At 41.5% G+C, this 22,016-nt stretch carries 20 protein-coding genes and 1 other RNA gene; 4 read left to right on the top strand and 17 right to left on the bottom strand.

From position 1 onward, the window contains the following. The 8 genes from DXB73_RS07555 to DXB73_RS07520 all read right to left on the bottom strand — a co-directional run bounded on the left by DXB73_RS07555 (window position 1) and on the right by DXB73_RS07520 (window position 8,305). Window positions 1-1,338 (bottom strand): VWA-like domain-containing protein, encoded by a 1,338-nt coding sequence (locus tag DXB73_RS07555; protein WP_118690668.1) that lies wholly within the window; start codon window positions 1,336-1,338, stop codon window positions 1-3. A gap of 16 nt (window positions 1,339-1,354) precedes the next feature. Further along, window positions 1,355-2,407 carry a leucine-rich repeat protein gene (locus DXB73_RS07550; RefSeq protein WP_118690667.1) on the bottom strand — a complete coding sequence of 351 codons (1,053 nt, stop codon included), beginning with the start codon at window positions 2,405-2,407 and terminating at the stop codon, window positions 1,355-1,357. A gap of 163 nt (window positions 2,408-2,570) precedes the next feature. Beyond that, window positions 2,571-3,857 (bottom strand): O-acetylhomoserine aminocarboxypropyltransferase/cysteine synthase family protein, encoded by a 1,287-nt coding sequence (locus DXB73_RS07545; RefSeq protein WP_118507169.1) that lies wholly within the window; start codon window positions 3,855-3,857, stop codon window positions 2,571-2,573. Window positions 3,858-3,872: 15 nt separating this feature from the next. Continuing rightward, window positions 3,873-4,712, bottom strand: coding sequence for a glutamate racemase (gene murI / locus DXB73_RS07540; protein WP_118507157.1), 840 nt, complete (start codon window positions 4,710-4,712; stop codon window positions 3,873-3,875). A 57-nt stretch (window positions 4,713-4,769) separates the two neighbouring features. Continuing rightward, window positions 4,770-5,819 (bottom strand): aldolase catalytic domain-containing protein, encoded by a 1,050-nt coding sequence (locus tag DXB73_RS07535; protein ID WP_118690693.1) that lies wholly within the window; start codon window positions 5,817-5,819, stop codon window positions 4,770-4,772. A 39-nt stretch (window positions 5,820-5,858) separates the two neighbouring features. After that, window positions 5,859-6,038, bottom strand: a non-coding RNA gene (ssrS, locus tag DXB73_RS07530) — 6S RNA. 44 nt (window positions 6,039-6,082) lie between these two features. Further along, entirely contained in the window at window positions 6,083-7,603 is a 1,521-nt protein-coding gene (locus DXB73_RS07525) for an ATP-binding protein (protein WP_118690666.1), read from the bottom strand. 3 nt (window positions 7,604-7,606) lie between these two features. After that, window positions 7,607-8,305: a response regulator transcription factor gene (locus DXB73_RS07520; RefSeq protein WP_118690665.1), complete on the bottom strand. Its 699-nt coding sequence runs from the start codon at window positions 8,303-8,305 to the stop codon at window positions 7,607-7,609. Between the two features lie 217 nt (window positions 8,306-8,522). Between DXB73_RS07520 and DXB73_RS07515 the strand changes: the two genes are divergently transcribed. Then, on the top strand, window positions 8,523-9,212 hold the full coding sequence (locus DXB73_RS07515; protein ID WP_182448234.1) for an Ig-like domain-containing protein: 690 nt from the start codon (window positions 8,523-8,525) through the stop codon (window positions 9,210-9,212). 22 nt (window positions 9,213-9,234) lie between these two features. Here DXB73_RS07515 and DXB73_RS07510 read toward each other — a convergent pair whose 3' ends face one another. Together DXB73_RS07510 and DXB73_RS14520 are read right to left on the bottom strand one after the other, a co-directional pair. After that, window positions 9,235-9,942: a MerR family transcriptional regulator gene (locus DXB73_RS07510; protein WP_182434166.1), complete on the bottom strand. Its 708-nt coding sequence runs from the start codon at window positions 9,940-9,942 to the stop codon at window positions 9,235-9,237. A 17-nt stretch (window positions 9,943-9,959) separates the two neighbouring features. Beyond that, window positions 9,960-10,910, bottom strand: a complete 951-nt coding sequence (locus tag DXB73_RS14520) for a hypothetical protein (RefSeq protein WP_182448233.1) — start codon at window positions 10,908-10,910, stop codon at window positions 9,960-9,962. Window positions 10,911-11,163: 253 nt separating this feature from the next. Here DXB73_RS14520 and DXB73_RS07505 point away from each other — a divergent pair, with 253 nt between their 5' ends. The 3 genes from DXB73_RS07505 (at window position 11,164) to DXB73_RS07495 (ending at window position 14,055) form a co-directional block, all read left to right on the top strand. After that, window positions 11,164-12,243, top strand: coding sequence for a rhomboid family intramembrane serine protease (locus DXB73_RS07505; protein WP_118690662.1), 1,080 nt, complete (start codon window positions 11,164-11,166; stop codon window positions 12,241-12,243). 4 nt (window positions 12,244-12,247) lie between these two features. Further along, complete coding sequence (locus tag DXB73_RS07500) at window positions 12,248-13,255, top strand: SCP2 sterol-binding domain-containing protein (protein WP_118690661.1); 1,008 nt, start codon at window positions 12,248-12,250, stop codon at window positions 13,253-13,255. Window positions 13,256-13,629: 374 nt separating this feature from the next. After that, a complete protein-coding gene (locus DXB73_RS07495) occupies window positions 13,630-14,055 on the top strand; it encodes an HIT domain-containing protein (RefSeq protein WP_118690660.1) in 426 nt (141 codons plus the stop codon). 188 nt (window positions 14,056-14,243) lie between these two features. Here DXB73_RS07495 and DXB73_RS07490 read toward each other — a convergent pair whose 3' ends face one another. The 7 genes from DXB73_RS07490 to DXB73_RS07460 all read right to left on the bottom strand — a co-directional run bounded on the left by DXB73_RS07490 (window position 14,244) and on the right by DXB73_RS07460 (window position 21,914). Next, the gene (locus DXB73_RS07490) at window positions 14,244-15,110 is read right to left on the bottom strand and encodes a hypothetical protein (protein WP_118690659.1); all 867 of its coding nucleotides are present in this window, start codon (window positions 15,108-15,110) and stop codon (window positions 14,244-14,246) included. A gap of 247 nt (window positions 15,111-15,357) precedes the next feature. Continuing rightward, the gene (locus tag DXB73_RS07485; protein WP_243103992.1) at window positions 15,358-15,600 is read right to left on the bottom strand and encodes an acyl carrier protein; all 243 of its coding nucleotides are present in this window, start codon (window positions 15,598-15,600) and stop codon (window positions 15,358-15,360) included. 21 nt (window positions 15,601-15,621) lie between these two features. Beyond that, a complete protein-coding gene (locus DXB73_RS07480) occupies window positions 15,622-17,043 on the bottom strand; it encodes an AMP-binding protein (protein WP_182448232.1) in 1,422 nt (473 codons plus the stop codon). Window positions 17,044-17,138: 95 nt separating this feature from the next. Beyond that, window positions 17,139-18,005: a hypothetical protein gene (locus DXB73_RS07475; protein WP_118690656.1), complete on the bottom strand. Its 867-nt coding sequence runs from the start codon at window positions 18,003-18,005 to the stop codon at window positions 17,139-17,141. A 21-nt stretch (window positions 18,006-18,026) separates the two neighbouring features. Further along, complete coding sequence (locus tag DXB73_RS07470; protein WP_118690655.1) at window positions 18,027-19,217, bottom strand: hypothetical protein; 1,191 nt, start codon at window positions 19,215-19,217, stop codon at window positions 18,027-18,029. Window positions 19,218-19,354: 137 nt separating this feature from the next. Then, entirely contained in the window at window positions 19,355-20,611 is a 1,257-nt protein-coding gene (locus tag DXB73_RS07465) for a hypothetical protein (protein ID WP_118690654.1), read from the bottom strand. Between the two features lie 121 nt (window positions 20,612-20,732). Further along, complete coding sequence (locus DXB73_RS07460) at window positions 20,733-21,914, bottom strand: phenylacetate--CoA ligase family protein (protein ID WP_118690653.1); 1,182 nt, start codon at window positions 21,912-21,914, stop codon at window positions 20,733-20,735. Window positions 21,915-22,016 lie beyond the last annotated feature (102 nt).

Below are 22,016 nucleotides of genomic sequence, written 5' to 3'. Positions count from 1 at the left end.
TTACTTTCCTTCCATGATTTCTTCGTGATCAATGCGGATCCGCATCGCCCACGGTGGCACTGCCTCTTCCTCATAATCCTGCGCAAAGATAAACGCCGTCTTATATTCCGGTCGTTTTGCCGGATATATTCCCTTGCCGTCCGTAAAGTACAAAAGCCCTTGCAAATGGCGGATCTGCCCGGATTGCATCAACTGATCCACGTAGCGAAAAGCAGGCCGAAAATCCGTACTCCCACCTTCTGTCAAGGTAAACCGCTGCAGCGTCTGTGCCAGCTCCTCTTTACTGGTAACGACATCATCCTGCCTAACCTTATCATCACATTGCAAAATATGAATCCTGCATTTGCCGGAAAGCTCAACACTTTCCAGCAGCAGATCTGCGGTAAGCTGTAAAAACTTTTTTACCAATTCGCCATTTGTAGAATAACTGGTATCAATAACAACGACAAACGTCTCTACCTGCAATGTCTCCTTAGTTTCCATCGGCTCGATCAACGGCAGATTGCCATATATGCGTAACCCATAGGTATAATAACTAAGATCAAATTCTTCGGGGTCTATCTGCAGCGTCTCCCGAAGCGATGCAAATTTACGCAAAAAATCCCGATAACTGCGCCGTTGCTGCAACACACGGATCTGTTTCAGCATCAATCTTTCTTCATCGCCATCGTTTCTGCCCTGCCGTTCCATCTGCATCTGTGTCTGTCGTGCCAATTTGTCCCATTTCGGCGGAATCTGCACAGGAATGGCCTGCTCCGGCTGTGGTCGTGGCCAAAACGCATGCGTATCCGTATAAAATTCTTTGCTAAGTTCCGCCAGATCGAATTCATACCACAAACGGATCTGTTCATAAATAATTGCCGCTGATAATGCCTGTCCCACGGACTCCAGCCGTTTATATACTTTTCTGCGGAGCAGACCGGTAATGCGCTGTACACTCGTCTGCTCCATATGATCGATCAAATACTCGATCATAATATCACACGCCAGATCCCAATCCGCTGCATTTCTGCTGCCCTGCAGCCACGGATGACAAAAGATCAAATGCAGGATCATATGAAGATAACAGCGGTTTAAATACACCGGATTTTTAGGATACACGCGCAGCAAATGATCCGCAGAATAAAACAGATGATCGCCTTCCGTTCCCAACGTATCAATGCCCTCTTTGGGCTGATAGCTCAATGCCGACAATGCAACATCCATATAGCGGAAGTCCATATACAATTCGTGACGGATCAGACGTAATATCTTTTCTGCCATATACTGCTCCCACTCTGTCTGCGTTACCGCCTGCGAACGCTGCCTTTTCTCATTCGACTGTTCTATATTGGTCATAACTTCCTAATTCCTTTCAAAATGCGTAGCGTTCCCTACGCCTGTTACGCCCGTACTGATAATTCCATTCCATAAGCCGGGAAGCTCCCTCTGACCACTGATCTTCTAACGCTTTCTGCGTGGCATGTTCCAAGGCGTTTCCCGTCAGATAACGATGCTCGCACAAATAATGCAATGGTTCCAATTGTTTCCGATCAATGTAATGCAGCGCCAGCACCTCTGCCTCTTGATGAAGCTGCTCCTCATAACGTTTCCTCGCATCTTCCTGTACACCGATCGGCGTCTGTAACCGTAAATATGCCATCTTCGCGATCGTAAGCGGCGATTCTTCTGCAATCACCTTCGGATAGATCGCATCATATCCGGCAAGCTGTACAATACCATCCTGAAATTGCTGTCTTGCCCGAAATCCTTCTCCGGTAATATTACGCCCAAAAATATGCGCCGGCGCAATTTCATCATAACTCTCCGTATATTCCGGATACAATAACGACGCTGTCTCCTCCCCCGCAAAATCAACCTGTATCTCCCATGGAATGCGTGACAAAACTGCTTTCACACCGGTTTTGCCACGTATATCTGCCCGAACTCTAAGCTGCTTCAGGCTGCGACAATTCATAAATACATCACTGCCAATAGTTTCCAGCGCACTGCCAAATTCTATCACAGATAATTTCCTACAGTTGTAGAATGCAAGTTCTTCTATTTCTACAACTGTGTCCGGCAAGACAACCTGTAGGACTTCATTACCCGCTATCTCCCCCAAATAAGCAGCGGCAGGCTGTGCCACTTCCCTTGTATCAATCAGCACTCCATCTCTAGTACCAGGCTGCGCTTCAACCATACAGTCATACTGTTTCTCGCAATAGAGTTCTAATGACTCCTGCCACTTCGTTTCGCGAATCCCCTCCAAGCCGTCTAGTTTATTGGATGCCGAGAAACAGTATGCTCCAATCGCATATACAGGCATGCCCTCTATTTTCTGTGGCACAGTCAGACAGCCATTGGTGCCATAAACCCGGTATATCTTTGCCCCATCAGAGGTCTTTTTCCACAATAGTCGAATCATCGCTCTGTCATCCTCCTCTATTACGTCAAAACCCCCCTGCACATCCCTCTAACGAGGTCTATACAGAGAGGTCTTTCTTGATTGATAGGAAATTGCTGTTGTATAGCGAGACAAAGGCAAAGCGCTAGCTTTGCTTTTGTGTGTATCCTGCATACAGTGGCAATCAGTCAATCGCTTCTAATGCCTGTTTCAGATCTGCGATCAGATCTGCTTTATCTTCCAAACCACATGAAATACGAACCAAGCCGGCAGGTACACCTGCTGCCTCTAATTGTTCATCTGTCATCTGACGATGTGTCGAAGTCGCCGGGTTCAAGCAGCAGGTTCTTGCATCTGCTACATGTGTCTCGATCGCCGCCAACTTCAGATTCTTCATAAACTTCTCAGCCGCAGCACGTCCACCCTTTAATTCGAACGAAACGACACCACATCCACCATTCGGCAGATATTTCTGTGCTAATGTATAGTAACGATCTGTTGGCAGACCGGAATAATTAACATAAGATACCTGTGGCTGTTCCTGTAAAAATTCTGCTACAGCCTGTCCATTCTCAACGTGTCGAGGCATACGAACATGAAGAGATTCTAATCCTAAATTCAAGAGGAATGCATGCTGTGGAGACTGAATGCATCCAAAATCGCGCATCAACTGTGCTGTACATTTTGTAATAAATGCCCCCTCTTTGCCAAACTTTTCAGCATAAGTAATACCATGATAAGATTCATCCGGTGTGCAAAGCCCCGGGAACTTATCCGCATGTGCCATCCAGTCAAACTTACCGGAATCAACGATCGCACCACCGACTGCTGCTCCGTGTCCATCCATATATTTTGTCGTAGAGTGCGTCACAATATCTGCCCCCCACTCGATCGGCCGGCAATTCACCGGCGTTGGGAATGTATTATCCACGATCAACGGCACACCATGCGCGTGCGCAGCCTTCGCAAACTTTTCAATATCCAATACCGTCAATGCAGGATTAGCAATCGTCTCACCAAAAACCGCACGCGTATTATCCTGAAATGCTGCATTTAACTCTTCTTCTGTACAATCCGGGGATACAAATGTAACAGTAATACCCATCTTTGCCATGGTGACCTGTATCAAATTAAATGTGCCACCATAGATTGATGAAGATGCCACAATATGACTGCCGCACTCACAAATATTAAACAAAGCAAAAAAATTGGCTGCCTGACCGGAAGAAGTCAGCATTGCTGCCGTACCACCCTCCATTGCTGCAATCTTAGCTGCTACATGATCGTTGGTTGGATTCTGCAAGCGTGTGTAAAAATATCCGCTTGCTTCCAGATCAAATAATTTCCCCATATCCTCACTGGTGTCATACTTAAATGTAGTAGACTGCACGATCGGGATCTGACGCGGTTCGCCATTACCCGGAGTATATCCTGCCTGTACACACTTTGTTCCCATTGTATATTCGTTCATCATATCTCTCCTTAATTAATCAATTGTAAAATAATCCTTAAACTGATCTTGCGTCATCGGTTTTGCTGACACAACCGGAAGTGCCATCAATCGCTGAAACAACTTTGTTTTCTCCCCACGGTTACCGCTGCATTCAAAATGAACATGTCCAAGCTCTTCTTTCGTTGCCAGTAACTTGATCTCGCGTAACCGCCGCTGCATTTCCTTTGCCGTGCCAATTGCGCCATCATACAGATCCACATGTTCTCCAACCATCTCCAAGATCGTATCCTGTACGAATGGATAGTGAGTGCATCCGAGAACAATTCCATCCAACGGTCTTTCTTTGATCCCCTCAAAAAGTTCATGCAGGTAAATATAAACTTCTTCGCCGTCAAAATCTCCGCTCTCGATGAATTCCATCAAGCCGGGACATGGCACCGGGATGATATTTGCCTGATCTTCATATTTATGCATCAGTTTATTGAATTTTTGCTGCTTCAACGTCATCGGTGTTGCCATCACAAGTATATTGCCGCCCGGGTGTTCTGTTACTGCCGGCTTGATCGCAGGTTCTATGCCAACAATCGGAATATCTGAATACATTTCCCGAAGCTCTTTGATCGCACAGCTGGTCGCCGTATTGCAGGCAACAACAATCGCCTTGCAGCCCTGATCGAGCAGCCGGCTAACATGCTTGATCGTCAGATCTCTCACCTCTTCGACAGTCCTTGTACCATATGGTGCATTTGCACAATCCCCATAATATAAGAATTGCTCTGCAGGCATCAAATAACGCATCTGTCGCAAAACACTGACACCGCCCAAACCGGAATCAAACACTCCGATCGGCGTGTTAAATATTGCTTCGACCATACTTTCCCTACATTCCTTTCCTACATACTCCTGATCACCCGTTTATTTTGAATCGGATCAATCTTTATCAATAATTTCTTTGTAAAATCCAGAGTAATCCTTGCGTCCCTCTTTCATTGCGGCAATTGCTGCACGTGGATGCTGATTCAAATGACCTGTCAACAGATATGGAATATCAAATCCCCATTCAACTCCCTGCTCTTTTAATGGAACAATATTCTGCTCGATGAATTTAATGATCGGGAAAAGCTTGTACTTTGGATTTTTCAAAAATCCAAGCAATAATTCCATGCAGCAGTTTCCTGCTCCACGTCCCATTCCGCTCATCGTTGCATCCAAATAAGACACACCTCTTGCACAGGACTCGATCGTATTTGCAAAAGCAAGCTGCTGATTGTTATGTGCGTGCATTCCTATGTATTTGCCGTACTTCTCGCCCACTTCCATATACTGATCCGAAATAGTGCGGATCTGCTCCGGGAACAACGAACCAAAACTGTCCACGATGTAAATGCCATCAACACAAGATTTACCAAGCATTTCTAACGCTTTATTAATGTCGGACTCTTTCGCATTGGAAATCGCCATGATATTACAAGTCGTTTCGTACCCTTTGCGGTGTGCATCTTCGATCATATCGATCGCCGCCGGCATTGTATTCACATAAGTTGCCACACGGATAAGATCTACCGGACTGTCGCTGCGGTCATGAATATCTTCTTTATAATTGCAGCGTCCTACATCTGCCATAATGGAAATCTTCAGATCGGTGTCATTATCACCAACGACTTCGCGAATCTTGTCATCCTCAGCAAACTTCCATGGGCCATAAGCATCCACGTCAAACATCTCTTTATCAGCGCGATAACCAAACTCCATATAGTCTACGCCTGCTTTTACATTTGCTTCGTACAGATTATGGATAAATTCATCTGTAAAATAAAAATCATTTACCAAACCACCATCACGAATTGTTGCGTCCAACACTTTAATGTCCGGACGAAAAGATAATAAATCACCCTTCTGTGCCACTTTTTCTTCCTCCAAATATTTCGTATATTTCTTCCGGTTCCACTTGTCCACACTTTCTGCCGCGCGATCTTCCATGTGTATTCGATCCGAACGGTTCTTAAGATTGGACAAAAAAATATACCCAAAATGCCGGTTCCTGAATTTTGAGTCCTAGCGATCAGCTAGGTGGGCAACCGCATATGAAATGCAATCTTCCTCTGCAATGAAGGCATGACATTCTTTCATATATATAGGAATCCCATTCATAAAGTGTAGGTTCAAAATATCAGAAGTTGTCGTACATTCCAGGTACTATAAGTATATACAATTTTCTTGAAAAATACAACTGTCAAATGAATTTACTCATATTCTTCCAGCGAAGTCAGCTCCATAAACGTAAAGGTAAAGGTCGTACCTTCTCCCGGCACACTCTGCACCTCAACGTCACCTCCATGGCGTAATATGATCTGCTTAGCGATCATTAGTCCAAGCCCGGTTCCTTTTTCATTTTGTGTCAGCTTTGATTTATAAAACTTTTCAAAAATATATGGCAGCTCTTCCGGTGCGATCCCAATGCCCTGATCAGCGATCTGTGCCTTGATCAGACCGTCCCGGCTGACAAGAGTCAAGTGCACCTTGCCCCCTCGTTCAGAAAACTTTACGGCATTATCTAACACGATCAAAAACATTTGCCGTAATCTTCCATAATCGCCCTCGATCATAAATGGCTGCTCTTCCGGTATATCAACCACAAAATGAATCTCTTTGTCCTCGCCGATCACGCGTGCACTACGCATTACGTCCGCAAAGATCTGTGCCAAGCTGACAGGTTCTTTGTCCATCTGAAAATCCGGATTCTGCATTTTAGAGAGTAAAAACAGATCCTGCACCAGACGTTCCATCCCCTGACACTCTAATAAGATCCGGTCATATACGCCGCGGACATCTTCCTCCTCCGAAAGCACATCATCGTGAAGCATTTCCGCATATCCGCGCACTACTGTGATCGGTGTCCGCAATTCATGAGAAACATTTGCAAAAAAGTCTCTTCTTACCTGCTCTAAATTCGCACGTTCCTGCTCCGATTTTGTCAAGCGCTCTGCAAGAACATCTAATTGCTCCTCCAACTGTGATAACTGCCTGCTGTGACTGTACTTCTCAACCGGAGAATAATCGCCTCCCGCAATTCTTCGGATCGTCTTACCGATCTTATTGATCGGCAGAGACAGATATTTTGTAAAGATCAAAGCGATCAAATACGAAATAACTACCGCTACCACTGCACTGAGAGAAATCAGATATTTCCCCTCTCTTAGTCCCATCGTCTGGCGGTCGATCATAGAAACCATCATAACCGCTCCGATCACCTGATCGGTTTTGTAATCGTGCACCGGGATCGCCACACGAAGGATCATCATACCATATGCTTTATCATAGCTTGATGACGCTCCTGTCTGTCCCCCAAACGCCTGGCGAAGCACCGCATACATTTCATCGGTCAGATTGTCATCGTTCATTTCTGCATTCGTAAAATCATCTTTCAAGGCATTTTTCGCCTTATGATTGCTGAGGATCCATACATCTGTGTTCTCTGCACTCTCAATCTCATCAATATAAACGGAATATTTTTCATACTGTCCGACATTCTTCTTGTACTGAAACTTGGACACCCGGCGTGCTATCTTTTTGCCCTGTTTGGTCAAAAGTTCCGTGTAGGAACGCGTGTAATTGCGCTGATATAAATAATTAAAGATTGCCCCGGTCAACAGCAGCGAAACAGCAAGCACCACAACAAAAGACAGATAAATGCGTACAGATATATCATTTCTGCCAAGCTTGGAATCATTCCATTTTTGTCTGATCTTATGCAGCCCTTTCATGTCTTACTGTCCTCCGGCAATCTCTAGCTTGTAGCCGACGCCCCAGATCGTCTTGATCGTCCAGTCCGGATGCGGCACAGAATCAAGTTTCGCGCGCAGTCTTTTGATATGTGAATCTACCGTGCGGCTGTCTCCGTAATAATCGTAGCCCCATAAACTGTCAAGCAGATTATCTCTGGTAAATACTTTGCCCGGTGTACTTGCTAACGTCCACATGGTTTCAATTTCTTTTTTCGTCATTGGGATCTTTTTGCCATCAATGCAAAATGTATATTCATCTAAATTCACTTCCATATTGCTGACACGTAAGATCTGTCCGGACTGCGTCTCCACACTCTGACGGCTTATCCGACGAAGCACCGCGCGCAGTCTCGCCATAACCTCACTCGGGCTAAACGGTTTCACAATATAATCATCTGCACCAATGTCTAATCCCATGATCTTATCATAGTCTTCGCCTCGTGCCGTAATTAAAATGATCGGTACGGCGGATTCCTGTCGGATCGTGCGGCACACCTCATAGCCATCCTTCCCCGGCATCATCACGTCCAGCAGTATGGCCGCCGGATGATATTCGTGAAACAGCTCTTCCGTCTGAATGCCATCTGTGGCGATCAACGCTCCATAACCTTCTTTTTTGACATATTTTTCTAAAATATCCGTAATATCTTTATTATCATCTGCAATCAATATGTATTCCATGAGTTCCTCCTTCGTCGAATCTGACCACTTCCTGTAATAAGTATAATAGTATTTGAAAAAGATGGCAAATATTTGACACCTTTCTGCCATTATCTTATTCTATGATAAATGCGAACCTGATATAGGTAGGAAATGATAATACATGCTATTTGTGTTGATACACACCGGACACGAATTGTCTTATGCATGGAACACGTGTGTAGAAATGAGGATAATTATGAACTATAGAAAACAAATAAAACTGGCGCTGATCGCACTGGTCTTGATCTTGTGCACACAAGGTAAACCGGCCGCCGCTAAGGCACCGAAGATCCCCGTCGTTGCAACCGAGATCAACGGCAAACAGGCTTTAGATGCCTCTGGCGCTTTACAGCGTTCCAAAAAACCGGGAACAAAGAAAAATTTTCAAAAAAAAATATTTATCGGTGACTCCTCCAGTCTCACGTTACTAGACGATCTGGATGGATATGAAACGACTTTTAAAAGTTCCAATCCTTCCATTCTCAAGGTAACAAAAGTATCCGAAAATACTTGCGATTACTATGGTATGGCGGCCGGTACAGCAACCATTCAGATCCGCATCCGATCAACGTCAGGACTTTTCTTTATGAATCGTCCAACCACACTGAAAGCCAAGGTATCTGTATCACCACATGCTGTCAGCATCAAATTTAAGCATTCCAAATATAAGATAACAAAATCCAAGACGAGGAAAGTGCGGATTACGCTTCGTCCAAGCATTACGAAAGAAAAGCCGGTATATACCGTACTCAATACACGTATCGCTACTATTAATAAAAAGGGTGTCCTTCGAGGCAAAAGACCCGGAACGACTTACGTAACCGCAACACTTGCGAATGGGGTTCGCGCTAAATGCAAAATCGTTGTCAAAAGTGCAGACAAATAACCCGTCGAAAATAATTCATGGATCAGAATGGCAGATGCAGCCATCCTACACTGCGTTTTGCCTCCCGCTCTTTCTTGCGGGATCTGATCGTTGTAACCTGCGGCAGCTCTTCGGTGGCTGCCGCTTCTTTTGCCGCCGGACGCATTTCGATTAATATTTTTTCTAATATTTCTATTTGTTTTTGTTGTAACTCTTCCTTTTCCCGCATCAAATAATCCATTTGCTTACTCACCTTTTCTGTTACAGCCTCTGCGATCCGCTCTTCAGATTGTTGCGTCTGCTGTTCCACAACACTTGTGATCATATCACGCATCATCTGCTCAAACTGCTGCAATTTTTGTTCTTTGCTGATGCTGCTTACCGGCTCCGCCACTTCCATTGCTGACGGCAGCGGAGTCACCTGCCCCATTCTTGCATGCTTTGGCGATCGATCTTCTTCCATCTGCACCTTTTGATTTAACTCTTCACGCAGATGATACAACTCCTGCGGCGTCATCGCCTCAACTCGTCTTCGATCCGGCAAAAGCAGCTTAATAGCACGAAGTTGAAAGCCCTGCTCTTTCCAATCTCTGATCTTATGCAAAATATGAATGTCCTGCTCTCTATAGTATCGATGTCCCTGCCCATTACGCGGAATCGCTAACCCAAGTTCATCCTCCCAATAACGCAGTACATGTGCCTCCACACCAACCTGTCTCGCCGCATCTGAAATGCCAAATCTCTTTTCCATTGTGTCATCCTCCATTTCTAGAAATACTCTTCCATAATTTCTCCGAGCAGCGTTAGTTTTTCTTCTGCTCTTTGCTCTTTCTGCCCACGTATGCCTTTCTCCAACCAATCCGGTGCCGAAGTCTGCCTGCACATATCCCCCTCCGGCCAATCCGGTGCCGAAGTCTGCTTGCACATATCCCCCTCCGGCCAAGTCGGTGCCAAAGTCTGCTTGCATGCATGTCCATGTTCATTCTGCCATTCCTCATGAACCGCATATTCCATACCGTTCTGCCATCTCCCGGCAATCGACCAGACAGCTTCCTTTTCCTGTTCTGTTTCCTCATTACCGGCAGCTAATGCAAGCGTTTGCTGCTCTGTTTCCTCATTACCGGCAGCTAATGCAAGCGTTTGCTGCTCCGGCTCCTCGAAATAAGCTTGTTGATATTTTGCCTGCTCTTCCGGATACAAATATTGATTTTCCAATCGTGGCTGCAAACTGTTTTCCAAATAATCCAACAAATAAATACGGATCATTTTTTTATGTGCATGCACCTGCATCAATAATTCGCCTCCAAAAATAAGTGCTAATATGATAACGGTGTAGATACAATACATACCGTAAATTTGAAGTGATGTCTGAATATATATCCCATAAATCGTACACACCCCAAAATACATTCCCACAAACCATGCCCCATACAGTCCAACATTTTCCCAAGTAGATAATCGTATTTGATATGCCCGGTATTCTAACAGGTACCTGTCCACAAAACCGCCCACATCTTTTGCCGGAATATGTAGTTCGTAACACACTTGAAATTTTTTGATCAAATTGCGGATCCACGGATTTTTCGTCCCGGCAATTTTAGAACACTCCTCTAACAGATCGTTCATAACATGACCCGCTATACTTTGCAGGAGCAGTGTGATAATCCCTGCACCGAGCATTATCATTAGTAAGCTGTAATTTGCATATAATTGCTGCATCTGCCTCTCCACCTTCCGTTAATTTCATGGCTTTTGTTTCCTGCAGTTTCATCATACTATGTCCTATCCTGTGAAAACAGTGCCCATCGAATATCATTTTACGCCCTTGTTCGACGTTTTCTTTTTTGTTACAATATACATCTGTAACTCATACTTCATATGCACAAAGGTATTGACAAACCACCTTTTGTGCGTTTGGCAAAGTGCGAACACACGGTAACTTAGCAAATTTGGAAAGGAATGTAAGATTACTATGCACGATACAACTTTGGATCACCTTTTTGCAAAATATAATTACGGTGTTGTCGAAACGGATTGCCCATTTCTCGACATCTATCTCCATACAAAGGATCCTGTCTGCACCCCTGTAGTCGTGATCATCGACGCAGAGGCTGCCGCCGCTGTCAAAGCTGCAGATACACGATACGAAGAAAAAGACCGTATCCGGGCGGGAGAGCCATACACACTGAACGCCGAAAATATAGCGATGATCTCTGACCAACTTCAGCAAATGCTAATAGATAACACTTTTGACAACTGTGAATATCTCTATATTTTGATGACGGAAGATGATTCTCTCGGCAGAAAATTATTTCCGGATCGCAAGAACTATTGGCAGATCATTCCATCGCAGGGCATATTACAGGCCTATGAAGACGTAGATACTTTATTTTCCCCTTTGCAGAAAGACTTAGAGCAATTCCTGCAGGAGGGACCGGAACGAACTTCTGACCTTCGATCCGTTCTGCCTGCCATGCGCAGCATTTTTGTAACACTCTTACTGGTTGCTGTCAACATCCTGCTTTTTGTATATGGAGATCTGATCCCAGGCAAAAGAGACGCTCTGTTTTCTATGGGAGCACTAAGCGCAGAACTCGTCTTTGACAAGCAGGAATGGTATCGATTATTTACTTCAATGTTCCTACATATATCCGGAGAACATATTTTTAACAATATGATCACTTTGATCTTTATCGGCGCTTACTTGGAACGACGTTTGGGTCATATCCGTTATCTGATCCTTTATCTGGTCAGCGGTCTTCTTGCAGGCTGCACCTCAATCGTTTATAATGTTGTTATACATTCCGCAAGTACCTCGGTGGGTGCTTCCGGTGCGATCTACGGTCTTATGGGTGCTTTAATCCTTGCATTGATTTTTCATCATGACCGTCAAGAATCCCCGGATCTGCGTCAGATCATTTTTATGATCTTTTGGATTGTTTATGGAAGTTTTGCAATACCAAATGTCGATTTCGCAGCACATATCGGTGGTTTGATCAGCGGATTTGCTATGTACACTTTATTGACTCTGTCCAAAGAGAAAGGAATATAGACTCATGACGAAAGTTAATATTTATTATGGTGGCAGAGGATTGATCGAAGATCCTACCATCTATGTTATGGACAAAATAACAGAAGTATTGAACGAGCTCAACGTTGTCGTTCGACGCTACAATCTATACGAAGATAAAAAAGGCATCTCCGTTTTACCGAAAACGCTCAAAGAAGCGGATGCCGTTATTCTAGCTGCCTCTGTAGAATGGTTTAGCTATGGAGGGTTGTTACAGCAGTTTTTGGATGCCTGCTGGTTGTACGGTGACAAAGAAACCATTCAATCTCTATGCATGATGCCCGTCGTTCTATCGACCACCTATGGGGAGAAAGAGGCCTCCCTACAGCTTACAAAAGCTTGGGAACTGCTTGGTGGCAAACCTTGCGATGGCATTGAGGCATATATAACAGATCCGGAAGATTTCAAAGCTAATGATGGGTATACTACATTTGTAGAAAAAAGAGTAGAGCTATTTTACCGCACCTTTACCGGCAAGCTGGAGACATTGCCTTCCAGTAATTCCCTGTCACCGGACACATTATCGCGTCCGTTAAGCATTGATTTGACACCACAGGAAAGTGAACAGTTGTCGGAATATGTTTCTAATGACCAATACGTGCAGAAGCAAAAAGAAGACATTCAGGAATTGTCTGAAATTTTCCGCACATTACTAGGGGATGATGAAGATCCTATGTCAAGCTCCGACCCCTATATCCGTGCATTTTCATCACATTTCCACGGTATTCCGGACATTTCCGTACGGTTTACCCTTGAGATCACAGATGAAGACCGCTGTCTTTATATCACGGCTGACGGTGATATTTTACATTGTACCTACAAGCAGCCGAAAAATTTCGAACCACACGTGACTATGAAGCTCAAAGCGGAGTTGCTGACACAGATCATACACGGCGAAACTACATTACAAAGTGCTTTTCGTACCGGCAATGTGATTGCCAAAGGTGATTTCAAGATCCTGCGCAGCTTCGATGAACTTTTCCGCTTCGAATAGACAAACACAAACTTTGCACGGATCAACCAACTCGAAAACACATATTGCTCATTATGTCAGCAATAAATAAAATATTTTGCAGCCGATAAACTAAATTGTTCTGTCATCCGAGAACTAAGATAATTGCCGTAGAACGCAACGTTTTTACGTGATTTCTTATTTTGTTAAGTCTCTGATGAATACATGCCTAAAGGAGTGTCTGAGATGTCCCGGTTTAGCAAGGTATCATCAATTTTTGGACGGGACGCTTTCGCTACGATGCGCTACGTCACGTTACTTAATGAGCAATATGTGGTCAAGTAGCCACTCCGTGCAAAGTTTGAAATTCAAATAGTATTAGTGCCGCTGTAAGGACGGCAGAATGGAGGAATATTATGGAGAAACATATTGACAAGGATTGTATTTTTTGCAAATTGGCAAATGGAGAGATTCCGACAACATCGATTTACGAAGATGAGGATTTCAATGTAATCATGGATCTTGGGCCTGCTTCCCGCGGTCATTCCATCATCCTTCCTAAAACGCACGCTGCAAATCTCTATGAGCTGCCAGATGATTATTGCAGCAAGATTATGGGAGTTGCCAAGAAATGTGCTGCTGCCATGAAGAAAAGCTTAAACTGCGATGGCCTAAATGTTTTGCAGAATAATGGTGAGGCCGCTGGTCAAACAGTATTTCATCTGCATGTACATTTGATTCCTCGTTATAAAGATGATCAGGTAAATATTACTTGGAAACCCGGTGAACCGGAAGAAGATATGGGTGAGATCGCAGAACAGATCAAAAAAGGATTCGAATAATCCGACAAAACATGAGGTAATCCAATGCCTTACGATAGCATCATATTACATAACCGTATTTAAGGATAACAACAAACCCCCCCGGCAGACAAAAACGTCTGCCGGGGGTGTTACATTATAGTCAGTTCAGTCTAGGACATATTAATTTCTATATCGAGTCGATAAATCTTATGTTGTAAAAAACATTCTCACATCCTAGAAATCTTCACCCCGGTTAATTCTGCTCCCAGAAAAGTATTCGGAATTAAATATATCAACGCCCTCGGGTAGAAATAATCTGTAGAATAATCAGAATATTCCACGTAATCCTCATCTTTGTTGGCCCACTCCTCCGTTGACCAGTCTTTTAATACGACATACTTGCCGTTTTTGCGTTCCCACATTTCTCCTTCCGGTCCATACGTCCAATTCATAATCCCTTCATCTGAAGCTGAATACAGCAAAAGATCCATCGCCTTGTTCTTGTTGTTGGATTCCGACAAAACGGATACGCAGTCAAGTTTTCTTCCTTTATCATCAAATGATTTTAGGTTGACCGGGAAACCGTAAATTCCTTTTTTCCCTGTTTTTTTATAAGTATATTTCTTGATATATTGAAAAGCATTTTTATAGCGCTTATATATCTTAGGATTTTTCTTTAAGGTCGGTTCCAGATCTAATAATTCTCCTGCCTTAACAGCATCATAATAAGACACCTCTCCCATAAAAAATAAATATATATCCATATCGCTATCTCGCTCCTCAAAATATGGTGGCTGAACATAATGCACTTCAACCCCCAGTTTTTCTGCCAGCAAGTCTCCATACCATCCTTTTTGTCTTCCCGGTAATCCGTATGGCAACAAGTTTGTCTTTAATGCAACAAGATTATTGTTATCCGGTTCACGATCAGGCAAACTCCTTCTGTACTGTTCCGCTTCATCATAAGTAAGCTTCGATTGATCAATCTTTACATTCTTCTTTTTGACAACCGTCCGCTGATCCACTCCCTCTGCCAACACGCAAATAAGAACTCCGATCAATACCATAACAATTGGATTTACATATTTTTTCATAACGCATCTTTCTCCTGTCTCAATATTCCCCCTGAAGTGCTCATTATATCACAAATTCGCAACGCAAGGGAGCTTGTTCACTTGCGCAGAATTTGTGAACGACAAAATCATAAAGCGCAATGCGCGGCAGATGCAAAGCATCTGGATTTTGGAGTCATTATATCATAATCATTGCGCATGATTTCTGCGCATAATGGAGTTTCGGAGAAACTCCTAAGATGAGCACTGTGTGCTCATTATATCATAATTACTGCGATAGGATCTGTATTCCTTCCCAAATTTTCCCTACACTTTCAAAACGTTCTAAAAAATCCGGAAGCACTGTGAAATCAACCGCAAACTCTTGTTCTATTGTACTCAATAATTCTACAACTGCCAAGGAATCAAAATGTAAATCCTCAAATAAACTTGCATCATCTTTAATCTTATCTATTTCGTCTATGTTTCCAACCGATGCGACAATAGCTATAAATTTATCTTTCTCTTTCAATATTAAATTATCTCCTTTCTACTAAAACATAAAAAGTTTTATCAAAGCATTATAATCCGGCTTACCATTTTGTTTATACGGAAAATACGGTACATATTGTACCTTCCATTTCCCACGCAATTTACATTCCAGCTTCAACACTGATTGTATCACTTCTTTCGCAACTGATTTGTCACTCCAACATACAACAAGATTTTCCTCATCTTGTTTTCGCTCTATTGTACACCAAATTTCGCATCCTATATTGTCTGACAATTCTGACTGTAATCCCTCCAAACCAATTCGGTATCCGTTAAGTTTAGCAAATCGACTTTTTCTTCCCGTCAAATATAAATACCCATCAAAATCTATATATCCTACATCTCCAGTAAGCAATTGGCTGTTATGTTCTTTCAAAATCTCAATATCTTGCTGGCATCTCGCATAGCCCAAAAATACATTATCTCCCTTATAGCATACCTCGCCCTCCGTCTGCTCTCCTATAATCCAAATATCTCCCCCTGGAATCACCTTGCCAACACTGCCAATTTTATCCATATGTTCATCAACAAAATATGTTGTAATTCTCGCCGTTGCCTCCGTTTGCCCATACATAATCGCTATATGTACATTGGGTGCACACTGTTTACAGTGTTTTAATAAATACCTTTGTGTATCAATGCGCATTGCGCCTCCCGCCTGTGTAATAATTCGTAAGCTTGATAAATCATACTTACCTTCAAATACTCTTAATTTTCGCATAAGTTCATAGCCAGAAGGCACTGCAGCAAGTGAAGTTACTTTTTCTCGGGACAAAAAATCCCAAAATTTCGGACGAACCATTGCTAAGTCAGGCATCAGTAACACAGCGCCCTGATATAAATGTGTATGTATTACCGATAAACCATACGAATAACACAATGGGAGCATCACCGCTGCGCGATCCGTTTCCTTTATATGTAACGCTTCTATAATGGCTTCTGTATTACTGATAATATTTTTATAAGAAAGCATCACAAACTTACTTTTCCCCTCACTCCCGGAAGTTGGCAATAATAATGCAATCTCTTCCTGAATAAATGAGGATTCTATTTTATTTTGTATTAACTCATATAAAACATACCCCTCCATTTCTGCGATGTAGCGCTGTGGTATGTTTAACACCATTCCCTGAGGTACCCACATATAAAAAATTGTAAATTCCGAGATAATTTCTTTTACCCTATGCTGTTCTGACACATCAAGAAGAAGCACTGGTATTTTTGCAGATAGACAGGACAGATAAATACACAGGTTCATATAAGAATTGTCACAGAGAATAAGTGCAAGTTGACGGCTCTCCTTATCTACATACGATAGGCATTCTTCTATTTGCCGTTGTAATGCACCATAAGTAATTTTATGACCTTGTCGTGTCACAATTGCTAACCTATGATCTCTGCTATTTTTCTGTTCCCTATGCATTATCTGTCCTCCCATCTTCATAGACAACTCAAATCATCTAATTCATTCAAAACATGCACTTGCTTTTCCAACGTTACACAAAGGATTTTCAGCCTCTAAAATCTCTTAATCTTCACTCCGGTTAATTCTGCTCCCAGAGAAGTATTGGGGATTAAATATATCAACGTCCTCGGGCAGATATAATCTGAAGAATAATCAGAATATTCCACATATTCCTCATCTTCGTCAGTCCCCTCCTCTGCTGACCAATCTTTTAATACGACATACTTGCCGTTTTTGCGTTCCCACATTTCTCCTTCCGGTCCATACGTCCAATTCATAATCCCTTCATCTGAGGCAGAATACATCAAAAGATCCATCGCCTTGTTCTTGTTGTTGGATCCCGACAAAATGGATACGCAATCAAGTTTTCTTCCTTTATCATCAAATGATTTTAGGTTGACCGGGAAACCGTAAATTCCTTTTTTCCCTGTTTTTTTATAAGTATATTTCTTGATATATCGAAAAGCATTTTTGTAGCGCTTATATATCTTAGGATTTTTCTTTAAGGTCGGTTCCAGATCTAACAATTCTCCCGCCTTAACCGCATCATAATAACTCACATTTCCCATAAAAAATAAATACATATCCATATCGCTATCTCGCTCCGCAAAATATGAAGGCTGAACATAATGCACTTCAATCCCCAGTTTTTCCGCCAGCAAGTCTCCATACCATCCTTTTTGTCTTCCCGGTAATCCGTATGGCAACAAGTTTGTCTTTAATGCAACAAGATTATTGTTATCCGGTTCACGATCGGGTAGACTTTTTCTCTCTTGTTCTGTTTTATCATACGTAAGCTCAGATTGCTTGCTATTAACATTCTTTTTGGCTGCAATCGGTCGCTGGTCCACTCCCTTTGCCAACACACAAATAAGAACTCCGATCACTATCATGCCTACTGGGTATATGATTTTTTTCATAAAAAACACCTCCTCAACATATTAGCACACCCTATCATAAACGTCATAATCACTTGGAAAATCTCTGGACAAAGTCGTTTCGTATATCGGTTTTCCCATTAACGTTGTTCGAACAATGCAATCCCTTTCTCCCGCACGCCTAATAAATATTGCAGAATGTCCTGCACTATTTATTTTTTGATATGGACTTGTTGGTCGGATCCGAGAACCTACTTTCTTATAACTTCCATCCGATAAATACTTACCGGGTTTTGCCAACCATACACTAGTTGTACCAGCCCAAGTATATGCATGACAATTTGTATGCGTATACCCTCTCGCATAAACAGTATAGCCATCTTTTTTCTTGAATGCTGCAACCGTTGCATCACTATTTGGCGCATTATTTGTATATCTTAACACTTCCACTTTACTACCCTTTGGCGTATCTACATATTCTGTTTTATGTGGATCATTTACCCCTGAACGCAGCATAATGTACGGTTTCATATCCTGATCTTGTGCCAACGCTCTATACAATTCCTTTTCCGCCGTATAACTAAATACATCACTCTCATATTCCTGTTCTTGTAATTCAAGCGATTTCGCATACAATTCTCTTTTGTTGGCAACCGTCAATTGTTCATATATGTTATCCTGTAAAAGGAATCCCTCCAAAAAATGTACTTTATGAAATGATTCCAGATCCTTGTCAACATTTTCTGAAAATTCCTTATCTTTTAACAGTTTTGTCACCGCATCGTCCAACGCTTTCCCTGTCAGTCCATCCATGTCAGAATAATCATTTAATGTATCCGCAGGAATTTCTAAAGAAAGATATTCTTTGATAACAGCATCAATGGCATCTTCTCTCTCTAGAAATTTTTTCCCTACATTCGTTTTTTGCACAAACGTTTCTACTCCATCTTTTCTAGTTTCTTGCTCTTCAATCGCCGATATCATCGGATTCTTTATAATTACTTCAAGCAATACCTCAGATGTCAATTGATCAATCACGATATTATTAATCTGTGTCTTATCAAATTTCTCCTCTTCCGTCTCTAATTTTGCCCACTCCTTATCATTAGGATCAATAGGATATATCTCCTCCGCATTTCTGACTGTCACTTTTGGTACAACATCTATTTGCGCTGCGCAAACCCCAAATGCTGTACTAAACTGATTCACGCACAACAAAGTGCTTAAACATAACATAATAGCCTTTTTTTTCATAATTTACCTCCACTGAGATACATATCATATTTTAAATTCATTCTTATTTTTCTTAATATGTACTCTGTAATCAATATTTTCTAATGTTGTTTTTATTTGCTAAAAATCACTTTCGTCCTACAAAATCCCTCCTATCTTCACCGTAATTCTATTACTATTTCCTGTAACACTGCTTTTTCTCTTTCCACCTCCCTCTGAAAAATTTCTAAAATGCGCTCGTTAAGACCGCATATTTTATGTACTTTTTTTGTGCGAATCAAACGTTCTGTAATTCCCGCTTCTTTCATATACACAATTCTTAATCCCTGAAAACCATTCACAACCTTTTGATATTTTGCAACTAGTTCTTCACTGATAATTCCTTCCCGTTGCTGAACTTCCTTTAGACAACGATACACATTCTTTTTATGTTCCCACAAAAGATGAAAGGTACGATAATCAATGGTTTCTCTAGTTGTCTCTCCTTTCAGTTCCTCTAAAATCATGTCATACACTTCCGCACCATACACTTGCATATCATCAGGGGTAACTGTTCCTTCCTTGGGATTCAAAAAATCGGATATCCTTTCCCGTAAATATTCCCCCGTCAAAACAAATGATTTTGGCGTTGCCAATTGAATATAATTTAACGGATAACACCCGTCCATCGATAAATATCCCGCTCCATGAAAGAAAAACAACCTTCCTTTTTCAAAAGCTGGAATCATTTCGTCATAAGTAACAATAAATGTCTCCGTTTTTTCTCGTTGACCAAAGCCAAAAGCGTAAAACTCACGCTTTTCATTATTATACCCATAAATCAAATTCTCCCGTACGAGATGAATCTCCCCCTGAGACTCTTTTCGATCCATGTAATACTCATCCAAATGAACCGATACATACTTACCACTACGAAGACCTTGTATTATAAACCCACAAATCTCATTAACGGGAATGTCTTTATATTTTATTCCCTCTGTAAGTAGCATATCTGCCAATCGTTCTTCAAAATCATAATAATGCCAATAATTTTGATTATAATTCAGCACAATGTTTAGCAAATGTTTGTCTATCTCTGATGTTGCCTGCTCATCGGTTTGCAATATTGCTAAACGCAAGCTTAAAAACAAATATGTGTCCGCATAAACTTGTGTATTGATTGTAAGTTTACACTTTTGGTCATCATCTGAATAATATCTCTTCAACGGCTTCTTTTTATCTAAAAAATCCGATAAAGCTTTCTTTACAATCACATTTGCTTCGAAATCAGAAAGCATTGTGTCAGTATCCTGAACCACTACTACAGGCTCTTCGGGGAATACCAATCTCTTATCTCGTCTTCCTGCATACTTGCAAAATTTCCTCCACAACGTTTTTTCCCATACAATTTCATCAATATGTATGCAATGTCCCATTTTGCTCTCTTCCTTATTATTTTTTTGAATGCTATGCCGTTAAAACATCGTCTTTTCTTTCATCTGATAGTTCCTGTAAAATGTATATTTTTACATTTCACATCCGTGACGTCATTTTATGTTATATATTCGAAAGAAATACCTTACTTTTAATCACATCATTTTCTGCAAACAGTTTCTCTTCTAATAAAACTACAACATTACATTTGTCGCCTAGAGCACCTCTTGTGTCTTCCTGCAAACGTCTTGTTAGCCAATCCTGTTCATTAACTGTGATGTCGTTTTCCAACACAATCCTAAACAAAAAATCATCAAAATCTTGCTGAATAATTTGATATTGCAAAATACTTCCTCCCATTTCATAATTAAGAGTTTGTACAATCTGCATCAGCTTATAGGCATGATATATTCTACCATCTGCCCTCTTGATAAAATCATTACTTCTGCCAGAATATAATTGAAGAACATCCCCACAACGCCCACATTCACACCGCACATTTTGTATAATCTTTCCTCTGTCTTCTAAGCAATATCGAACAAACGGCATAGCATGATTACACAATGATGTAACACACAGATTTTCTCCTACTTGTTCTAAATAAACATTATCCGACATAATGTGCATATGCCCTTTTGGGCATTCATATGCAATAGAATTAACCTCCTTTGTACCATATTGATTTGCAGTCTTGCAATGAAATGTTTCCTCAACCATCTTTCTAACGGTTGAATCCAAATATTCCCCAGTAAACTCTATATATTGTATATCATCTAACGCACCATACTGCTTAACTAAATCACAAAGCAATACAGCAACACTCGGTTGCAATATCATCCACTGGGGTTTGTATTCTTTTATCAGAGTAAATACCTCCATTAAATCTTCCTGACACAAAAGTCCTCGAGATACCGCTAAAGAATTTTCTCTCTTCCTATATTTGTCACAACCCCCTATAGAGGGAAAAAAATAAACTAGTCTGTGTTTAGGCGTAATACCATAATACTTCCAACGTAATAACCACAAACCTTTCAGCGAATTTTTTTCATCATTTTCATCCCAATACACCTCATACGAAATGCCCGTACTGCCACTCGTTCTATACCATTTCAACGTCTTTGCCATATATTGTGGAATATACTTAGATGATAACATCATCCTGCCCGATGTAACCATTTGTCTTTTATCAACAACAGGAAGCCTTGTCAAATCAATATCGTCAAGTTCTGAACATTCGTCAAATAACTCTTGATAAAATGGTACAGTATGATATGCATGTCGAACGATATTATGATATCTTTCCATTTATTTTTCCTTTCTCATAATCATAATCACAAAAACCTTTATTTGACATAATTACCATAACAGAATCTCCATTTGTTCCCAAATTATGTCAACTAACCCAAG

This window comes from Clostridium sp. OM05-6BH, assembly GCF_003481635.1.
GTDB lineage: Bacteria > Bacillota > Clostridia > Lachnospirales > Lachnospiraceae > Butyribacter.
This window is presented reverse-complemented; position numbering and strand designations above follow the sequence as displayed.